Raw genomic sequence first — 17,372 nt, 5'->3', positions numbered from 1 at the left:
GGCAACCTGTGGCGGCGGCGTTCGTTCCGCGAGCTTCGTTCGACCGTCGAAAACCACCGATATCCGCCAGTCTATCAGCCCGCCGATCAGGGAAGCAATGCCGGAAGCGTCCTGATCAGCCCCAGAGGCTCGCCGGCGCGGGAAAGGCGACCCCGCGTTCGAATCGTACCGGATCGGGCCGGTCCGCGCCAAGCAGCAGCGGCCCATCGATATCGACCCAGCGCGCGCCCTGTGCGACGAGAATGGCGGGCGCGATGCCGAGCGAGGTCGAAAGCATGCAACCGACCATCAGCTCGAGCCCGGCGTCGCGCGCCGCGGCAGCCAGCGCCAGTCCCTCGGTGAGTCCGCCAGCCTTGTCGAGCTTGATGTTGATCGCATCATAACGTCCGCGGCAGCGGTCGAGATCCGCGCGATCCTGGCAGCTTTCGTCAGCACATAGCGGGATGGGAGACACCACGCCGTCGAGCAGATGATCCTCGCCTGCCCTCACAGGCTGTTCGATCAGTTCGACCCCGTAAGGAAGCAGCGCCGCGGCCTCGGCGCAGACGTCGCGTCCCGTCCAGCTCTCATTGGCGTCGACGATCAGCCGGGCATCGGGCGCGCCGCAGCGCACGGCCGCCACCCGCTCGATATCGCCCTCCCCGGCCAGCTTGAGCTTGAGCAACGGATAGATGCGCGCAGCCTTGCGCGCATCTTCCTCCATCTTCTCGGGCGCGCCGAGCGAAATGGTGAACGCCGATTGCAGCGGCACGAGCGGCGCCAGCCCCGCGAGCGACCAGACCGGACGCCCCTCGCGCTTAGCTTCGAGGTCCCACAGCGCGCAGTCGATGGCGTTGCGCGCCGCCCCGCGCGGCATCTGCCGCAGCAGATCGGCCCGCTCGATCCCGCGGGCGATGTCTTCGGCCATGGCCGCAGCCTGCGCCAGCACGCTCTCGGCGCTCTCGCCATGGTAATAGATCGCGGTCCCCTCGCCGTGCCCGCTATGGACGCCATCACTGATCGTCACGGTCACCACATCGACATGGGTCTTGGCACCGCGCGCGATGACGAAGCTGCCCGCCACCGGCCAGGTCTCGATCCGCGCCTTAAGCTTCGGCCCCGCGCGCACCGCCATCAGGTGAGCGACGCTCCGTTGGCCGGCTGGCGGGGGATCGTGCGCGGCGCGGAACCGGGCCACAGGTTGCGCGGGAGGATGCGGCCCTTACGATCGAATGCGGCCTTCACCTCCGGCCGCGTCATGAAACCACTCCACAGGTCGCGAAGGCGGGACGGCGTGGGGGCCCATAATGACGGGCCCGGCTGGAACTGCAACACCAGATCACTCGCCACATCATTGTCCTGAAAGGCTTTTATCGCGATCTGCGAAGCTTCGACCGAACGATGCGCGCAGAGCAGCGCCTCAATCACTGCGGGCTGATTCTGATCCGCCATCCCTTTCAACGCGTCCATCGCACTGTTCGCTTCGGAGGTCCGGCCCAGCGCCATCAGCGAGCAGACAGCGGTGCGATCCAGCCAGCGCTTACCGAGATCGGTCAGGAGCCCGCCTGCCTGCGCCAGCGTATTACGAGCAACGGTCAGCGCCTTGGCGGGCCGGCCGATCTCATCGAGGAACTCGGCATAGCTCACCAGCGCGGTCGACGCGGTCGGCGCGCGCCGCAAGTCCAGTGTCGTGAAGCCGCCGAGCAGCGCATCGGCCTCGTCATTGCGGCGAAGCGCTGCCAGCGCCCGCGCCCGATAGAGAACGGTGCGCACCGCATCACGGCTCATGCCCTCGGCGACGCGAATATCGCCGCTCATGTCGAGCACATCCTGATAGCGGCCGAGCAGCAACATGGCGTTGACCGCGTCGCGCAGCGCGACTTCCGAATCGGGGGTGCTGGCATAGACGGAGAGCTTGTCGCGTGCGAAACGATCCACCGATGTCCCGCTTGCCGGGCCGAGCCGCGCCTCCAGCGCGGGCCAGAGTTTCGCATAATGGCGGTCGACGGCCATCGACGACAGCATTTCGGGTTGATCGATCCGTTCCAGCAGGCCTTCGGCCTCGACGGATTCACCCTTGTCGATCAGCGCCCCGATCGCGCCCTCGGCAAAGCCGATCCGCAGTTCGGGAATGTCCGACGGTTCCCAGTCGGCGCGAGCGAGCGCAATGAGCATGCGATCGCGCGCCTCGCGCGCCTTGGTCTCGTCAAGACGCATCGAAATGGCCCGTACCGACGCCCCCGTGAGGATATTCAGCGCCTTGGGCGATGTGTCGGCAAGGACGGCGATCTGCTCCGCCGCATCTGCGAAGCGATTTTCATCAGCGGCGATGAGCGCCCCAAACGCTTTCACCAGCCCGTCGCGGGGCATGGTCTGCGCCAGTTCGCGCTGGACCGCTGACAGATCGCCCGCGCGCCCTTCGGCACCGAGGCAGACGAGGCGCATCCGCTGGACGGCGTCCCGGTCTCCGCCCGCGCCAAGACCGGGAACGACCGGATCGAGCGCCGCGAGCACCCCAGCGCAATCTTCGCGCGATGCGGCCTCCTGCGCCTTTCCGATCGCTGCCGGAAGATCAGCGGATGCGTCCGCTGCCTGCGCCTGGAGAGGCGCACCGAGCGAAAGCGTCAGCGCGATGATGGGTGCGAGGGCGAAAGCCCTAGCGCGCATGCGCCGCAATCCACTCGTCGACCACCGGAGCGATCTGCTCACGCCAGCGGCGGCCGTTGAAGATGCCGTAATGGCCGACCCGCTCCGCCATCAGATATTTCTTGTTCGCATCGGGCAGTTCGGTCGCCAGGGTCAGCGCGGCCTTGGTCTGGCCAAGGCCCGAAATATCATCGCGCTCGCCTTCGATCGCGAGCAGGCCGACATCGGTGATCGCACCCGGATCGACCTTGCGTCCCCGATGCAGGAACTCGCCGCGCGGCAAGAGGTGGCGCTGGAACACCGCATCGATCGTCTGGATATAGAACTCCTCGGTCATGTCGCAGACCGAGCGATATTCGTCATAGAAAGCCTTGGTCGAATCCGCGCTCTCCTCGTCGCCATCGACCAGGTGCTTGAACATGCTCCAGTGGCTGACGAGGTGGTTGCCGAGATTCATCGCCATGAAACCCGACAGCTGGAGGAAGCCCGGATAGACCTTTCGCCCCGCACCTGGATAGAAGACCGGGACGGTGTGAATGACGTTCTGCTCGAACCAGGCGAGCGGTCGCTGGGTCGCCACGGTGTTGACCGCCGTCGGCGCCTCGCGCGTGTCGACGGGGCCGCCCATCATCGTCAGCGTCGCCGGGCGACAGGGATTCTTGTCGGCGGACATCACTGCGGTCGCAGCATACGCCGGAACCGAGGGCTGGCAGACCGCGAGCATATGCGTGCCCGGGCCGATCTTCTCGAGGAAGGCGATAAGATAATCGATATAATCGTCGAGGTCGAAGCGCCCCTCGCCGACGGGCACCAGCTTGGCGTCGCGCCAGTCGGTGATGTAGACGTCATGATGCGTCATCATCCGCTCGACGGTGCCGCGCAGCAGCGTGGCATAATGGCCTGACATCGGGGCGACGATCAGCAGCTTCGGCTGTCCGGTGATCCCCTTGCGGCGGAAGCGCTTGAGCTGGCCGAAGGGCTTGCGAAGGATGATCTCCTCGGTGACGGACACCATCTTGCCGTCCACCTCCACCTCGGTAAACCCGAAATCAGGCTTGCCGCGCGAGGCCGAAGCATGGGCGAACACGTCGAGTCCCGACGCCATGATCGGCGCCATCGTGCCGTAGGACATCGGGTTGAGCGGGTTCTTGAGCCATTGTCCGCTCAGATCCGCCCAGGCGCTGGCCGCGGACATCCACGAACGCTGGACCTCATAGACATTGTACAGCACACGCTTCTCCCAACCGACCCCGCCCCCGGCTTTACGTCCAAAATGGTGCATCGCGCAATGAGAAGGATGCAACCGCGCTCCGATGAACGATGTGGGGATAGCATCGGCGGATTGCCATAAGGTGAAAGACATCGCGCTCTCGGGTGCGCGCAAAGCGCTTTCCCTTTCGCCCGCCACGCTTTAGGGCGCGGGCGATGGCGAAGAAGAACGACTCTCCGGAGGCCCCCGCCCGCAAGATCGGCGAACTGGCGATGATCTGGCGTTTCGCCCGAGCCTATCCGGGACGGATCGCCGCCGCCGCAGGCGCACTGGTCGTCGCCGCCGCCGCGACACTCGCCATTCCCGGCGGTTTCCGGTTGGTGATCGACAAGGGCTTCATCGCTTCGCGCGGCGACGTCGGGCCCTATTTCCGCTATCTGCTGATCATCGTTCTCGTCCTCGCGCTCGCCACCGCGCTGCGCTTTTATTTCGTGTCCTGGCTGGGCGAGCGCGTCGTCGCCGATATCCGCGTTGCGGTGCAAAAAAACCTGCTTCGCCTGGCCCCGCGCTTCTTCGAGGAGAACCGCCCGTCGGAAATCGCGTCGCGCCTGACCGCTGATACCGCGGTGATCGAGCAGGTCGTGGGAACCACCGTCTCGGTCGCGCTCCGCAACATCGTACTGGCGATCGGCGGGGTGATCTATCTTTTCGCGATCGCGCCCAAGCTGGCCGGGATGCTGCTGCTCGGCATTCCATTGGTCATGCTGCCGGTGATCTTCATGGGCCGGCGACTGCGCAATCTGTCGAAGAGCACCCAGGACCGCATCGCCGATGTCGGCGCGACCGTCTCGGAAACGCTGCGCGCGATGAAGATCGTCCAGGGCTTCGGCCAGGAAGCCCGCGAGGCTGAACGCTTCGCAGAGGTGGTCGGCGAAGGCTTCCTGACCGCGCGGCGGCGCATCCGCGTCCGCGCGGTGATGACCGCGATCATCATCGGCCTGATCTTCGGATCGATCACGATGGTGATGTGGCAGGGCGCAGTGGATGTTGCCGCCGGACGGCTGTCGGGCGGCTCGATCGCGGCATTCATCCTGACCGGCGGGCTCGTCGCGGGCGCGTTCGGCGCACTGGCCGAGGTTTATGGCGATATCGTCCGCGCGGCAGGTGCTGCGGCGCGGCTGTCCGAACTTCTGTCTGCCGAACCTGAAATACGCGCGCCCGCGCATCCCGTGGCGCTGCCGCAGCCGCCCCGAGGTCTGCTCGAGTTCGATCATGTCGGCTTCCGCTACCCCACCCGGCCCGACGTCAGCGCGCTCGACGATGTCAGCTTCACCGTCCAGCCCGGTGAGGTGGTCGCCGTTGTCGGCCCGTCGGGCGCGGGCAAATCGACGATCCTGCAGCTTGCCCAGCGCTTCTATGATCCCGAGTCGGGCGTGATCCGGCTCGACGGCGTCGCCCTGCCCGATGCCGATCCGGGCGACGTCCGGGCGCGGCTGGCGGTGGTGCCGCAGGACACGGTGATCTTCGGCGCATCGGCGCGCGACAACCTGCGCTATGGCCGCTGGGACGCCGATGACGACGACATCTGGGCCGCCGCGGAGGCCGCTAACGCCGCCGCCTTCCTGCGTGCGCTCCCCGATGGCCTCGACAGCTTCCTCGGCGAAGCGGGTGCGCGGCTGTCCGGCGGCCAGCGTCAGCGCCTCGCCATCGCCCGTGCGCTGCTGCGTGACGCGCCGCTATTGCTGCTCGACGAGGCAACCTCGGCGCTCGACGCCGAATCCGAGAAGCTGGTGCAGGATGCGCTCGACCGGCTGATGAAGGGCCGGACGACAATCGTCATCGCCCACCGCCTCGCCACCGTTCGCGCCGCAGATCGTATCCTGGTTATGGATCAGGGCCGCATTGTCGAACAGGGCACCCACGCCAGCCTGACCGCACAAGAGGGTCTATACGCCCGCCTGGCGCGTCTCCAGTTTCAGGATGTGACGGCGTAACTTCCCCTCCCTGACAGGGAGGGGAGGTTCGCTACGCTTTGAAGCTGCCGTCGAGCAGCTTGATGATCGCCGAGAAGTCCTTCCCCGCGCCACCGAGATTGGCGAACGCCTGATAAAGATGCTCGGCCGCACCGCCCATCGGCACGCTTGCCCCGACGCCCTGCGCCGCCTCGACCGCGAGCTTGAGGTCCTTGAGCATCAGCCCCGCCGCGAAACCGCCCTCATAGTCGCGGTCGGCCGGGGTTTCCGGGCCGACGCCGGGCAGCGGGCAATAGCTGGTCATCGACCAGCTCTGGCCGCTCGCCTTGGACGAGATGTCGAAGAAGGTCTGCGGATCGAGGCCAAGCTTCTGGGCGAGCGCGAAGGCCTCGCAGGTCGCGACCATCGTCGCGCCGAGGATCATGTTGTTGACGATCTTCGCCGCCTGCCCCGAACCGTTGGCGCCGGCATGGATCACCGCCTTGCCCATCAGCGCGAGCAGCGGCTCGGCCCGGGCGAAATGCTCGGCGCTACCACCGACCATGAAGGTCAGCGTCCCGCCATTGGCGGCGGCGATGCCGCCCGACACCGGCGCATCGACCATCGCCAGCCCCTTGGCCGCCGCCGCCGCGCCCACCGCCTTGGCGGTACCGACGTCGATCGTCGAACAATCGAGCAGCAACGCAGCGGCGGGCACCGCGCCGAAGATCTCGTTTTCATAGACCGCACGGACATGTTGGCCGGCCGGCAGCATCGTCACGACGAACTCGGCGTCGGCGACCGCCTCGGCCGCCGAGCCAACGGCGAGGCATCCCGCCGCCACCGCCCTGTCCAGCGCATCCTTCGACAGATCGAAAGCGCGCACGTCATGGCCCTTCTTGGCCAGGTTGGCGGCCATGCCGCCGCCCATATTGCCGAGCCCGATGAAACCGACCGTTGCCATATTATCTCCCAGTCCAGTTGCCCGGACGCTTCTCGACGAAGGCGGTCATGCCTTCGGCCTTGTCTTCGGTGGCCGCGAGGCCGTGGAACAGACGCCGCTCGAACACGAGACCCATCGCCAGGCCGGTTTCGAAGGCCGCGTTGACCATCTCCTTATTGGCCAGCGCGGCGAGCGGCGGCATGCCGGCGATCAGGGTCGCCATCTTGAGCGCCTCGTCCATCAGCTCGGCGGCGGGCACGACCTTGCTGCACAGGCCGCCGCGCTCGGCTTCGGCGGCATCCATCATCCGCCCGGTCAGACACATGTCCATGGCCTTCGACTTGCCGACCGCGCGGGTCAGGCGCTGCGACCCGCCCATGCCGGGGGCGACCCCCAGCTTGATCTCGGGCTGACCGAACTTGGCAGTGTCGGCGGCGATCATGATGTCCGCCATCATCGCCAGTTCGCAGCCGCCGCCCAGCGCAAAGCCCGCGACCGCCGAAATCCACGGCTTGCGCGTGGCGGTGACCTTCTCGAACCCCTGGAAGAAATTCTCGGCGTACATCGTCGCGAAGCCCTTGGCCTGCATCTCCTTGATGTCCGCGCCCGCCGCGAAGGCCTTCTCGCTGCCGGTCAGCACCGCGCAGCGCTGCGAGGGATCTGCGTCATATTTGGCGAAGGCGTCGATCAGGTCGGCCAGCACCTGCGAATTCAGCGCGTTGAGCGCCTGGGGCCGGTTCAGGCGGATGATCGTCACCGCGCCCTGGGTTTCGACGAGGAGGGTTTCATAGGACATGGGCGAACCTTTCAGGCGTTGGGCAGAGGCGTCCAGGCCTCGGCAGGCGGGAGCGGCGCGAAGATCGCGTCGATTTCAGCTTCGCTGACCGCCTCCGGCGTTGGGGGATTCCAACGCGGCGCATTGTCCTTGTCGACGATCAGCGCACGCACACCCTCGACGAAATCGGGGCGCGCGATGACATGGGCGGCTAGCGCATATTCCCTGCTCATCTCAACGGCGAAATCATCGATCTTCGCGGCCTCCGCCAGAAGACGCAGCACCACCTTGCACGATTGCGGCGATTTGCCTTCGAGCGCCTTAAGCGTCGCCAGCGCCCATTCACCGCCATCGGCGGCCAGCGCCGCGAGAATGTCCTCATAGTGATCCGAGGCGAACAGCCGGTCGATCTCCACGCGTCGATCGAGGATCGGCGCGGCCGGGATCGGGCTCACCGCGCTGCGCAGCGCGGCATCGGCCGCCTTGGGATTGCCCAGGATCGCGGCCTTGAGCGCGTCAACATCGTCGCCCGCGACATAATGGCTGCCCAGCGCAAGCGCGAGGCATTCAGCGCCATTGAGCCGCGCCCCTGTCAGCCCGACATATTGTCCGGTGCGCCCCGGCATCCGCGACAGATAGCGCCCCCCACCGACATCGGTGAACAGGCCGATGCCAGTCTCAGGCATGGCATACATCGTCCGGTCGGTGACGACGCGGATCGAACAGGGCTGCGAGATGCCGACGCCGCCGCCCATCGTGATCCCGTCCATGAAGGCGATCGTCGGCTTGACATAGGTGAAGAGCAGATGGTTGAGGCGATACTCCTCATGGAAGAAGGCGCGTGCCGCCTCTCCCCCCACCGCCGCGCTCTCGGCGATCGCCCTGATGTCCCCGCCCGCGCAGAAGCCCCGGCCCTCGGCATGGTCGATCATCACGAGATCGATTGCGTCATTGGCGGCCCAGTCGATCAGCGCCGCGATCATCGCGGTGCACATCTCGTGATTAAGAGCGTGCAGCGCCTTCGGGCGGTTCAGCCGAATGCGGCCGGTACGTCCCTCGACAAAGATGAGGACGTCATCGGTCATTGGCGCAGCAAATCGCGGCTGGTGATCATCCGCATGATTTCGTTGGTCCCTTCGAGGATGCGGTGGACGCGCAGGTCGCGCCAGAAGCGCTCGATCGGGTAATCCTGCAGATATCCATAGCCGCCATGGAGCTGCAACGCGCGGTCGACCACCGACGATCCGGTGTCGGTGGCGAAACGCTTGGCCATGGCGGCGAATTTGGTCTTGTCGGGCGCGTTGGCGGTCACCTTCGCCGCCGCGGTGTAGAGCAGCATACGCGCCGCCTGAAGCTCGGTCTCCATGTCGGCCAGGGTGAACTGGGTCGACTGGAAATCGGCGATCGGCTGGCCGAACTGCTTTCGCTCCTTCACATAATTCACCGCCTCGTCGAGGCAGCGCTGCGCACCGCCCAGCGAGCAGGCGCCGATGTTGAGACGCCCGCCGTCGAGCCCGGCCATGGCGATGCGGAACCCCTCGCCTTCCGCACCGACGCGGTTGGCGACAGGCACACGGACCTCGTCGAAATTGACCTGCGCGGTGGGCTGCGAATGCCAGCCCAGCTTCTTCTCCTGCGCGCCGAAGCTGACGCCCGGCATGTCCTTGTCGATCACCAGACAGGAAATGCCCTTGGGGCCGTCCTCGCCGGTGCGAACCATCACGACATAGACCTCGTTCTGGCCGCCGCCCGAGATGAACGCCTTCGATCCGCTGACGACATAGTCGTCGCCATCGCGCACCGCGCGGGTCTTCAGCGCGGCGGCGTCCGATCCCGCACCGGGCTCAGTCAGGCAATAGGAAGCGATCTTCTCGCACGCGACCAGCGCGGGCAGGTAACGACCCTTCACATCGTCCGCGCCGAAGCGGTCGATCATCCACGCGGCCATATTGTGGATCGAGATGAATGCGGATGTGGAGGGACAGCCATAGGCCATCGCTTCCATGATCAGCGCGGACTCAAGCCGGCCAAGACCGATGCCGCCGGCGTCCTCGGAAACGTAGATGCCGCCGAAGCCCAGCGCCGCCGCCGCCTCGATCGTCTCGCGCGGGAAGATGTGATGCTCATCCCATTCGCCGGCTAAGGGGGTGATCGCATCGGCAGTGAACTTCTGCGCCATCTCCTGGATCGCGCGCTGTTCTTCGGTCAGGTCGAACTGGTCGGTCATGCGCTGTTCCTAGCAATTCCTCCCCCGCAAAGGGGAGGAATATCGCCTCACCCCATCGTCGGGATGACGAAGGCGCTGTCGTCGCTCGCGCCGCCATCGGGCCAGCGCTGGGTGATCGTCTTCACCTTGGTGAAGAACTTCACGCCTTCCATGCCGTGCTGGTTGGTGTCGCCGAACGCCGAGCGCTTCCACCCGCCGAAGGTATGATAGGCGACCGGCACCGGGATCGGCACGTTGATGCCGACCATGCCGACATTGACCCGCGCCGCGAACTCACGCGCGGCATGGCCGTTGCGGGTGAACAGCGCGACGCCATTGCCATATTGATGCTGGCTAGGCAGCGCGACCGCTTCCTCGAAATTGGCGGCGCGGACGATCTGGAGGACCGGGCCGAAAATCTCCTCCTGATAGCTCTGCATGCTGGGCTTCACATGGTCGAACAGCGTCGGGCCGACGAAGAAGCCCTTCTCATGACCCTGCAGGCTGAAACCGCGCCCATCGACCACCAGCTCCGCGCCTTCGCGCACGCCCATGTCGATATAGCTCTCGATCTTCGCCTTGTGCGCGGCGGTGACGACCGGGCCGTAATGTGCGTCCTTGTCGGTCGACACGCCGACGCGCAGCGCCTCGATCGCCGGGATCAGCTTGGCGCGGAGGCGATCGGCGGTGTCCTCGCCCACCGGCACGACCACCGGCAGCGCCATGCAGCGCTCGCCTGCCGAACCGAAGGCCGCGCCCGCCAGATCGTTGACGACCTGATCGAGATCGGCGTCGGGCATGACGATGCCGTGATTCTTCGCCCCGCCCATCGCCTGCACGCGCTTACCGGCGGCGACGCCGCGCTGATAGACATAATGGGCGATGTCGGACGAGCCGACGAAGCTGACCGCCTTGATCTCGGGATGGTCGAGGATCGCATCGACCATCACCTTGTCGCCATGGACGACCTGGAGGATGCCGTCGGGAAGACCGGCTTCCTTCATCAGCTCGGCAAGACGCACCGGCACCGAGGGATCGCGTTCGGAAGGCTTGAGGATGAAGGCGTTGCCCACCGCGATGGCGACACCGAACATCCACATCGGGATCATCGCCGGGAAGTTGAACGGGGTGATACCGGCGACGATGCCGAGCGGCTGGCGCATCGAATAGACGTCGATGCCCGGGCCCGCGCCGATCGTATATTCGCCCTTCAGGACATGCGGGATGCCGCAGGCGAACTCGATCACCTCCAGCCCGCGCTGGATGTCGCCCTTGGCGTCCGCGATCACCTTGCCATGTTCGGACGACAGGAGATGCGCCAGCGAGTCCATATTGGCCTCGATCAGCTCCTTGAACTTGAACATCACCCGCGCACGGCGCTGGGGATTGGTCGCCGCCCAGGCCGGCTGCGCCGCCTCTGCCAGCGCTACCGCCTTTTCGAGATCGGCGGCGCTACCCAGCGCGACCCGCGCCTGCACGCCGCCGCTGTTGGGATCGAACACGTCGCTGAACCGCTCGGCGGCGGTAGGCGAACCGTCAGCGAAGAAATGGGGGATATCGCGCACCTGGGTAGCCATGATCTTCTCCCTCGGGCGATGCGTCACGGACGGTTGCTCCATGACCTGGCAATCGCGCCGGATATGTTGCGGCGGCTCATCCGCCGGATACCGCCTCGTGCATCGGCCCGTCACGCGGCGCTTGCAAGCCCGCGCGGTGCAGGACATAGCTGCATAAATGCAGCCACTTCGTTGGGATGACCTACAATTTTTCCTGACCCTAGCGCGGGCGGGCCTTTTGACGATGGCTGCTCGCCAGCTGGATGTCGACGCGACGACGGTCGGCCGCCGCATCCGCAGGCTGGAACGCAGCCTGGGTGGACAGACATTGTTCGCACAGGGCCGTGACGGGCATATCCTCACCGAAAGCGGCCGCCGCCTGCTGCTGCGCGCCGAGGCGATCGAGCGTGAGACCGACGCGATACTCGGCGGCGGGGATCAACCCAGCGGCGAGGAGATTCGCGGACGGCTGCGGATCAGCACTTCCGAAGGCTTTGGCAGCTGGCTGATCGCCTTTCATATCGGCGCCTTCGCGACCGCGCATCCGCACCTCTCGATCGACCTTGCCGCGAACACCGGCTTTCTCGATCCGTCGCGGCGCGAGGCCGACGTCGCGATCCTGCTCGCCCGTCCGCAACGCGGTCCGCTGATCGCCAAGAAGCTCACCGACTATCGACTGCGTGTCTATGCGTCGCGAAGCTATGTCGCGGAGCACGCCGCGATCCAATCGAGCGCCGACCTCGCCGGCCACCGGATGATCGGCTATATCCCCGATCTCCTCTATTCGCCGGAGCTCAACTATCTCGATGAAGTCGGGCCTGGCATCGAAGCGCAACTGCGGTCGTCGACGATAAACGCCCAGCACCGCCTGATCGCGGCCGGCGCAGGGATTGGTGTGCTGCCCTGCTTCATCGGCGACAGCGATCCCGATCTCGTCCGGCTGCTGCCCGATATCGTCATCACCCGCTCCTTCTGGCTGGTGACGCATCAGGACAACCGGCATCTGCCGCGCAACGCGGCGTTCGTCGAATGGCTGTCGGCGCTCGTCCAGCGCCAGCGCGTGCAGCTGTTAGGTGAGCTGGGCTGAAGTAATCAGCGCTAACTATCGGTAAACGCCGGGATTCCGTTTCGACGCAGAAATTTTTTGCCTCCGGCTGTGTATCCCAGTGAACATATTCGGGGGTGAAACGTTTGGAACTCGACTTTGTGGAGTTGAGTATGGTCGATACAGACACAGCCTTGCAGAACCGTTTGCTTGCCGCGTTGAAGCCCGAGGATCTCGCGCTGCTGCTGCCCTCGTTCACCGTACATGAGTGCCACGCCGGCAAGATATTGCAGGAAGCAGGAAGCGATGTGCGCTTCGCCTGGTTCCCGTTATCCGCCGCCGCCGCATCCTTCGTCGTCGCGGCCGACGCCAACCATATGGTCGATGCCGCGCTGATCGGCCGTGAAGGCGCGGTCGGCGGGATCGTGTCGACCGGCCGCCTGCCCGCCTATGCCCGCGCCCATGTCCAGTTCGGTGGCCGCTTCCTGCGCATACCCCTCAGCGCCCTCGCGCAAGCCAAGGCCCAATCGCCGGCGATCGCCCATTGGCTCGCCCGCTATTCGGACTGCCTGCTTGCCCAGCTGTTCCAGTCAGCGGCGTGCAACGCGTCGCACACCATCGCCCAGCGCCTCGCCCGCTGGCTGATCGCCACCCGCGATCGGATCGGCCGTGACGAGATCGTCATTACCCAGGAACAGCTCGGTGAGATGCTGGGCGTCGGGCGCAGCTTTATCAACCGGTCGCTGCGCCAGCTGGGTTCCGCTGGAATCGTCGGATCGCGGCGTCGCCGGATACTGATCCTCGACATCGATCGGCTCAGCGCGATCGCCTGCGACTGCAACCATCGGATCCGCGAGCATTTCGAAACGATCCTCACCGGGGTTTACCCGCGAGAGGTCGATTCCGTGGCGGCATAAGCCGCCGCTTTATCTTCGTGAGTGGGGGAACACCCGCGAAACAATCTCAATCTGGAGGAGAATGTCATGAAGAAGATGTTGTTTGCGAGCGCCGCGATCGCGCTCGGCCTGATGTCGGTTTCGGTCTCGGCGCAGCTTGGTGGCGCAGTTGGCGGAACCGTCGGTGGTGCGTTGGGCGGCAGCGCAGGCTCGATCGGCTCCACCCTTGGCGGCAGCGCCGCGCTCGACACCTCCACCGATGTCAATCCGCGCACCGGCAACAGCTCGGTCGGCGCGGGCGCTACCGGGACACTGGACAGCAGCACGAAGGCCGCAGGTACGAGTCTCGGCGCAAATACGGCAGGTTCGGCCAATGCCGGTCTCACCGCGCAGACCCCTGGCACCGGCTCCGTGACGAGCACGGTGAACAGCACCGCCGACGCTGCGAAGCAGACCACGCGGAGTGCCGCCAACGACCTCAAGCGTGCGACGCGCAAGACAAAGCGCGACACGGCGAATGCGCTCAATAACGGCGCTGCCGTCAGCGGCAATGCCGCTGCCGGCGCAGCGGTAGGCGCGCGCACCCCCGGCAACTGATCCGGCATCCGCCGGAATGCGCGGCGCCGGTGCAACCAACGCACCGGCGCCGCGTTCGCGTTTGAACGATGATCGAGGATTTTACGACCGTGACGCTTGGCCAGGAACTTGCTCCCCACCTACCTTTTCTTCGCCGTTATGCCCGCGCGCTGACCGGGTCGCAGGCGGAGGGCGACGGCTTCGTCCGCGCGACGCTGGAGACGATCGTCGCTGCACCTGCCGATTTCCCGCGCGACGTCGATCCTCGCCTCGGTCTCTATGCGGCTTTCAACCGGCAATGGGACGCCACGCGCGCCGATGAGGATGGTGCGGGCGGCCTCGGCCGCCTCAGCCGGATTACCCCACGGTCGCGCCAGGCGTTGTTGCTGACCGCGATGGAAGGGTTCACGCCTGAGGACGCCGGCTATCTCATGGGTTGCAACCGCGCATCGGTCGAGGAACTGGCGCAGGAAGCGCTGGCGGAGATCGAGCGGCAGCCCAGTACCGACGTCCTGATCATTGAAGACGAACCGATGATCGCGATGGATCTGGAAACGCTGGTCCGCGATCTCGGCCATGACGTCAGCGGCATCGCCGTCACCCATGACGAAGCCGTCGCCAGCGCCCGCGCGCGGCGGCCAGGCCTCGTTCTCGCCGACATCCAGCTGGCAGACGATAGTTGCGGGCTGGAGGCAGTTCAGGAGATATTGGGCGACTTCGCCGTGCCGGTCATCTTCATAACCGCTTTTCCGGAACGGCTGCTTACCGGGGATCGCCCCGAGCCCGCCTTTCTGATCACCAAGCCGTTTCAGCATTCGACGGTAAAGGCCGCGATCAGCCAGGCGCTGTTTTTCGGTCGCGCGGCAATTCCCGCCTGATCAAAGGAACGTTTCGGATCAGAAAATAATATAAATCAGTATCTTGGAGGAACATCCTACAAGCGCGAACCGTTCTTCGAACAGCTGAAACAGTAGAGGATGTTCGACATGGGTGAGATGCTGGACAAGGCCAAGGGCCACGCCAACGAGGCCATCGGCAAGGCCAAGCGCGCAATCGGTGACGCCACCGATCGGCCGGATATCCGCGCCGAAGGTGATGCCCAGGAAGCAAAGGGCGATCTGCAAAAGGCGAAGGGTGAGGTCAAGGGCGTCATCAATCGCGTCTGACGCCGCAGAGGCTCAACGAAAGGCCGTGCCGGCAACGGCACGGCCTTTTGCCATTCACCGTCACATTGCCTTCATCGGCGCCCGATTCCCGCACAACAGTCTTCTCAAATCCAATATTTCGATTATTCTGGAAATATGGAATCAAAAAAGGCCGTCGAGTCGCTGTCGGCACTCGCGCATGGACATCGCATCGCGATATTTCGCCTGCTCGTCCGCACGGGTCCGGAAGGACTGCCGGCGGGCGAGATCGCGCGCGAAATAGGGATCCTGCCGAACACGCTGTCAGCACATCTTGCCATCCTCAGCCATGCCGGGCTGGTACGATCGCGCCGCGAAGGTCGTTCGATCATCTATTCGGCGCACTATGACGCAATGCGTGCTTTGCTCGATCATCTCGTCGCTGACTGCTGCGGCGGGCGTCCGGAGGTTTGCGGACCTTTTGCGAAATTGAATATGTGCGATGGCTGAGCGGCAAGCCGACGCCTGCACCATGAGCAGCACCCCACTCCTGACACAACGGCTGGCGGCCGAGTGTACCGGCACGACCGCGCTGCTCGCTATCGTCGTAGGATCCGGCATAATGGGCGAACGGCTCGCGGGCGGAAACGATGCGCTCGCGCTGCTCGGTAACACCATCGCGACCGGCGCCGGGCTCGTCGTGCTCATCCAAATATTCGCGCCCGTTTCAGGTGCACATTTCAACCCGGCGGTCACGCTAATGCTTGCCGCCCAGCGGCTGATCGACTGGCATTTGGCGATCCTCTATGCGGCGGCCCAGATGGCGGGCGCGATATTCGGGGTATGGCTGGCTCACGCCATGTTCGCCGAACCCCTGCTGCAGATATCGGCGAAGACGCGCGATGGCGCGCCGCAGGGCCTCGCCGAGTTCGTCGCCACATTTGGCCTGATCGGGACGATCCTTGGCACACAGCGCGCGCGGCCGGATTTTACGCCCGCTGCCATCGGTCTCTACATCACCGCCGCCTACTGGTTCACGGCATCCACCTCCTTCGCCAACCCTGCCGTGACGATAGCCCGCAGCCTGTCCGACACCTTCGCGGGGATAGCGCCGCAATCGGTGACGATGTTCATCGCCGCGCAGCTTGCCGGCGCCCTGGCGGCGCTCCGCTTCTTCACCTGGCTCTTCAACAAGGATCGCCCGCTATGACACAGGCCTTTCCTGTCACGATCTATCATAACCCGGACTGCGGCACGTCACGCAATGCGCTGGCGATGATCGAGGCCGCAGGACAAGCGCCGACGATCGTCGAATACCGCCAGAGCGGATGGACGCGACCTCTGCTCGAACAACTTCTGACGGCCATGAAGGCAAGCCCACGCGACCTGCTCCGCGAAAAAGGCACGCCCGCAGCCGAACTGGGCCTTCTTGCGCCGTCGGTGACGGACGACGCCCTCATCGCAGCGATGCTGGCGCACCCCATCCTGGTAAACCGGCCGATCGTCGCAACGCCGAAAGGCACGAAGCTTTGCCGTCCCTCCGAACTGGTGCTGGATCTGTTAGAAAATGCCCCGGCGCAGTTCACCAAGGAAGACGGCGAAATCGTCCGTCGCTGATCGGCCCGGCCGAGCTGTCCGCCATAGCATGCGGCGAGGGAGATCGTGACGCTCTCTGATCAAAAATACAATGATTTCAGATATTTCTGGCGGAGACGGAGGCCGCCAAAAAGCGTTGATATTACGTGAGAAATTCCGACTTTCAGTTTGACGCCATAAACCTAGTCATAACCGCCGCCATGAGCTTGAGCGGTCGCCTGCGGTCCCTGCCGCTCAGCCGCAACATCTGCGCGACCTGCCGGCTTCAAATAGATCACTCAGCGGAGCCGTCGGTTCATCCATATCGTTGATATCAAGTAGGCAGTCGCGGGCGCATCCGATTTCACGGCCACCCATGCTCCCCAAAATCTCGCCGCACGCACCACTCCAGAGCAGCGCCAAAGCGGCCGTCTAAGCTCGAATTTCTCAACCCGTAAATCTCAAACTGAGGGTCGACCCTCGGTTAGAAAAGGAAATTGCGGTGGGTTATTCGAAGAGATTGGCGGAAGCGACGGCGCAGATAGACATTGCTGATATGCCTCGCGAAGTTGGGGAAAAATATTTTCTCGATCCAATGCCCTGGGACGTGACGGGGGTCACTCCGCCTGCGATACGTCAGAAAACCAAGCGGAAGCGCCCCAAGGCTTAGACTTCTTTCTTGGCACGCCCGCTCGGCACAGACATTGTCGAGCGGGCGGTCATGTCAGCTAGGCGCCCTAATTTCAGCCGTTCAGCCTGCGCTTGCTGACACCCAAAACCTGCCGTTCGTTCATGCTGGGCAGGCTGGGGTGGGAACGACCGGCTTTGGGACTTTGCTGCCGTTCGCCTGCGACGTGTCGACCGGCGGCTCTTGTCAGAAGCCGACGTT

At 65.0% G+C, this 17,372-nt stretch carries 17 protein-coding genes; 9 read left to right on the top strand and 8 right to left on the bottom strand.

Annotation, left to right across the window (positions count from 1 at the left end; all coding sequences use genetic code 11):
* Window positions 1-115: 115 nt before the first annotated feature.
* From dgcA to ASE00_RS02555, 3 genes are read right to left on the bottom strand one after another with little or no spacing between them, the layout of a single operon-like run.
* Window positions 116-1,114 carry an N-acetyl-D-Glu racemase DgcA gene (gene dgcA, locus ASE00_RS02565; protein ID WP_056379226.1) on the bottom strand — a complete coding sequence of 333 codons (999 nt, stop codon included), beginning with the start codon at window positions 1,112-1,114 and terminating at the stop codon, window positions 116-118.
* Entirely contained in the window at window positions 1,114-2,646 is a 1,533-nt protein-coding gene (locus ASE00_RS02560; protein ID WP_056377543.1) for a hypothetical protein, read from the bottom strand. The genes dgcA and ASE00_RS02560 overlap by 1 nt, the downstream gene beginning before the upstream one ends.
* Entirely contained in the window at window positions 2,636-3,856 is a 1,221-nt protein-coding gene (locus tag ASE00_RS02555; protein ID WP_056377542.1) for a polyhydroxyalkanoate depolymerase, read from the bottom strand. The genes ASE00_RS02560 and ASE00_RS02555 overlap by 11 nt, the downstream gene beginning before the upstream one ends.
* 194 nt (window positions 3,857-4,050) lie before the next feature.
* Between ASE00_RS02555 and ASE00_RS02550 the strand changes: the two genes are divergently transcribed.
* Window positions 4,051-5,829, top strand: coding sequence for an ABC transporter transmembrane domain-containing protein (locus tag ASE00_RS02550; RefSeq protein WP_056377540.1), 1,779 nt, complete (start codon window positions 4,051-4,053; stop codon window positions 5,827-5,829).
* A 31-nt stretch (window positions 5,830-5,860) separates the two neighbouring features.
* Here the strand turns inward: ASE00_RS02550 and mmsB are convergent, their stop codons facing one another.
* Genes mmsB through ASE00_RS02525 form a run of 5 tightly spaced genes read right to left on the bottom strand, consistent with a single transcriptional unit; the run spans window position 5,861 to window position 11,288 of the window.
* On the bottom strand, window positions 5,861-6,751 hold the full coding sequence (gene mmsB / locus ASE00_RS02545) for a 3-hydroxyisobutyrate dehydrogenase (protein ID WP_056377539.1): 891 nt from the start codon (window positions 6,749-6,751) through the stop codon (window positions 5,861-5,863).
* A 1-nt stretch (window position 6,752) separates the two neighbouring features.
* A complete protein-coding gene (locus ASE00_RS02540; RefSeq protein ID WP_056377536.1) occupies window positions 6,753-7,526 on the bottom strand; it encodes an enoyl-CoA hydratase-related protein in 774 nt (257 codons plus the stop codon).
* A gap of 11 nt (window positions 7,527-7,537) precedes the next feature.
* Window positions 7,538-8,590: an enoyl-CoA hydratase/isomerase family protein gene (locus ASE00_RS02535; RefSeq protein ID WP_056377534.1), complete on the bottom strand. Its 1,053-nt coding sequence runs from the start codon at window positions 8,588-8,590 to the stop codon at window positions 7,538-7,540.
* Complete coding sequence (locus tag ASE00_RS02530) at window positions 8,587-9,732, bottom strand: acyl-CoA dehydrogenase family protein (protein ID WP_056377532.1); 1,146 nt, start codon at window positions 9,730-9,732, stop codon at window positions 8,587-8,589. Before ASE00_RS02530 ends, ASE00_RS02535 begins: the two co-directional genes overlap by 4 nt.
* Before the next feature lie 47 nt (window positions 9,733-9,779).
* Window positions 9,780-11,288 carry a CoA-acylating methylmalonate-semialdehyde dehydrogenase gene (locus ASE00_RS02525; protein ID WP_235538514.1) on the bottom strand — a complete coding sequence of 503 codons (1,509 nt, stop codon included), beginning with the start codon at window positions 11,286-11,288 and terminating at the stop codon, window positions 9,780-9,782.
* A gap of 157 nt (window positions 11,289-11,445) precedes the next feature.
* On the opposite strand from ASE00_RS02525, the gene ASE00_RS02520 reads away from it, so the two are divergent.
* From ASE00_RS02520 to arsC, 8 genes are all read left to right on the top strand, one after another.
* Window positions 11,446-12,354 carry a LysR family transcriptional regulator gene (locus ASE00_RS02520; protein WP_056377530.1) on the top strand — a complete coding sequence of 303 codons (909 nt, stop codon included), beginning with the start codon at window positions 11,446-11,448 and terminating at the stop codon, window positions 12,352-12,354.
* Between the two features lie 131 nt (window positions 12,355-12,485).
* Window positions 12,486-13,229 (top strand): Crp/Fnr family transcriptional regulator, encoded by a 744-nt coding sequence (locus ASE00_RS02515; protein WP_056377528.1) that lies wholly within the window; start codon window positions 12,486-12,488, stop codon window positions 13,227-13,229.
* 66 nt (window positions 13,230-13,295) lie between these two features.
* Complete coding sequence (locus ASE00_RS02510; protein WP_056377526.1) at window positions 13,296-13,805, top strand: hypothetical protein; 510 nt, start codon at window positions 13,296-13,298, stop codon at window positions 13,803-13,805.
* Window positions 13,806-13,894: 89 nt separating this feature from the next.
* Window positions 13,895-14,662: a response regulator gene (locus ASE00_RS02505; RefSeq protein WP_056379222.1), complete on the top strand. Its 768-nt coding sequence runs from the start codon at window positions 13,895-13,897 to the stop codon at window positions 14,660-14,662.
* A 117-nt stretch (window positions 14,663-14,779) separates the two neighbouring features.
* Window positions 14,780-14,950 carry a CsbD family protein gene (locus tag ASE00_RS02500; protein ID WP_321163996.1) on the top strand — a complete coding sequence of 57 codons (171 nt, stop codon included), beginning with the start codon at window positions 14,780-14,782 and terminating at the stop codon, window positions 14,948-14,950.
* 135 nt (window positions 14,951-15,085) lie between these two features.
* Window positions 15,086-15,418 (top strand): ArsR/SmtB family transcription factor, encoded by a 333-nt coding sequence (locus ASE00_RS02495; protein WP_056377523.1) that lies wholly within the window; start codon window positions 15,086-15,088, stop codon window positions 15,416-15,418.
* Window positions 15,411-16,118: an MIP/aquaporin family protein gene (locus tag ASE00_RS02490; protein ID WP_235538513.1), complete on the top strand. Its 708-nt coding sequence runs from the start codon at window positions 15,411-15,413 to the stop codon at window positions 16,116-16,118. Before ASE00_RS02495 ends, ASE00_RS02490 begins: the two co-directional genes overlap by 8 nt.
* Entirely contained in the window at window positions 16,115-16,525 is a 411-nt protein-coding gene (arsC, locus tag ASE00_RS02485; RefSeq protein ID WP_056377521.1) for an arsenate reductase (glutaredoxin), read from the top strand. Before ASE00_RS02490 ends, arsC begins: the two co-directional genes overlap by 4 nt.
* Window positions 16,526-17,372: the final 847 nt, after the last annotated feature.

It is taken from the genome of Sphingomonas sp. Root710 (assembly GCF_001429065.1).
In the GTDB taxonomy this organism is placed as follows: Bacteria; Pseudomonadota; Alphaproteobacteria; order Sphingomonadales; family Sphingomonadaceae; genus Rhizorhabdus.
Note: the sequence above shows the minus strand (reverse complement) of the source record. Positions and strands in the feature narration are given on the sequence as shown.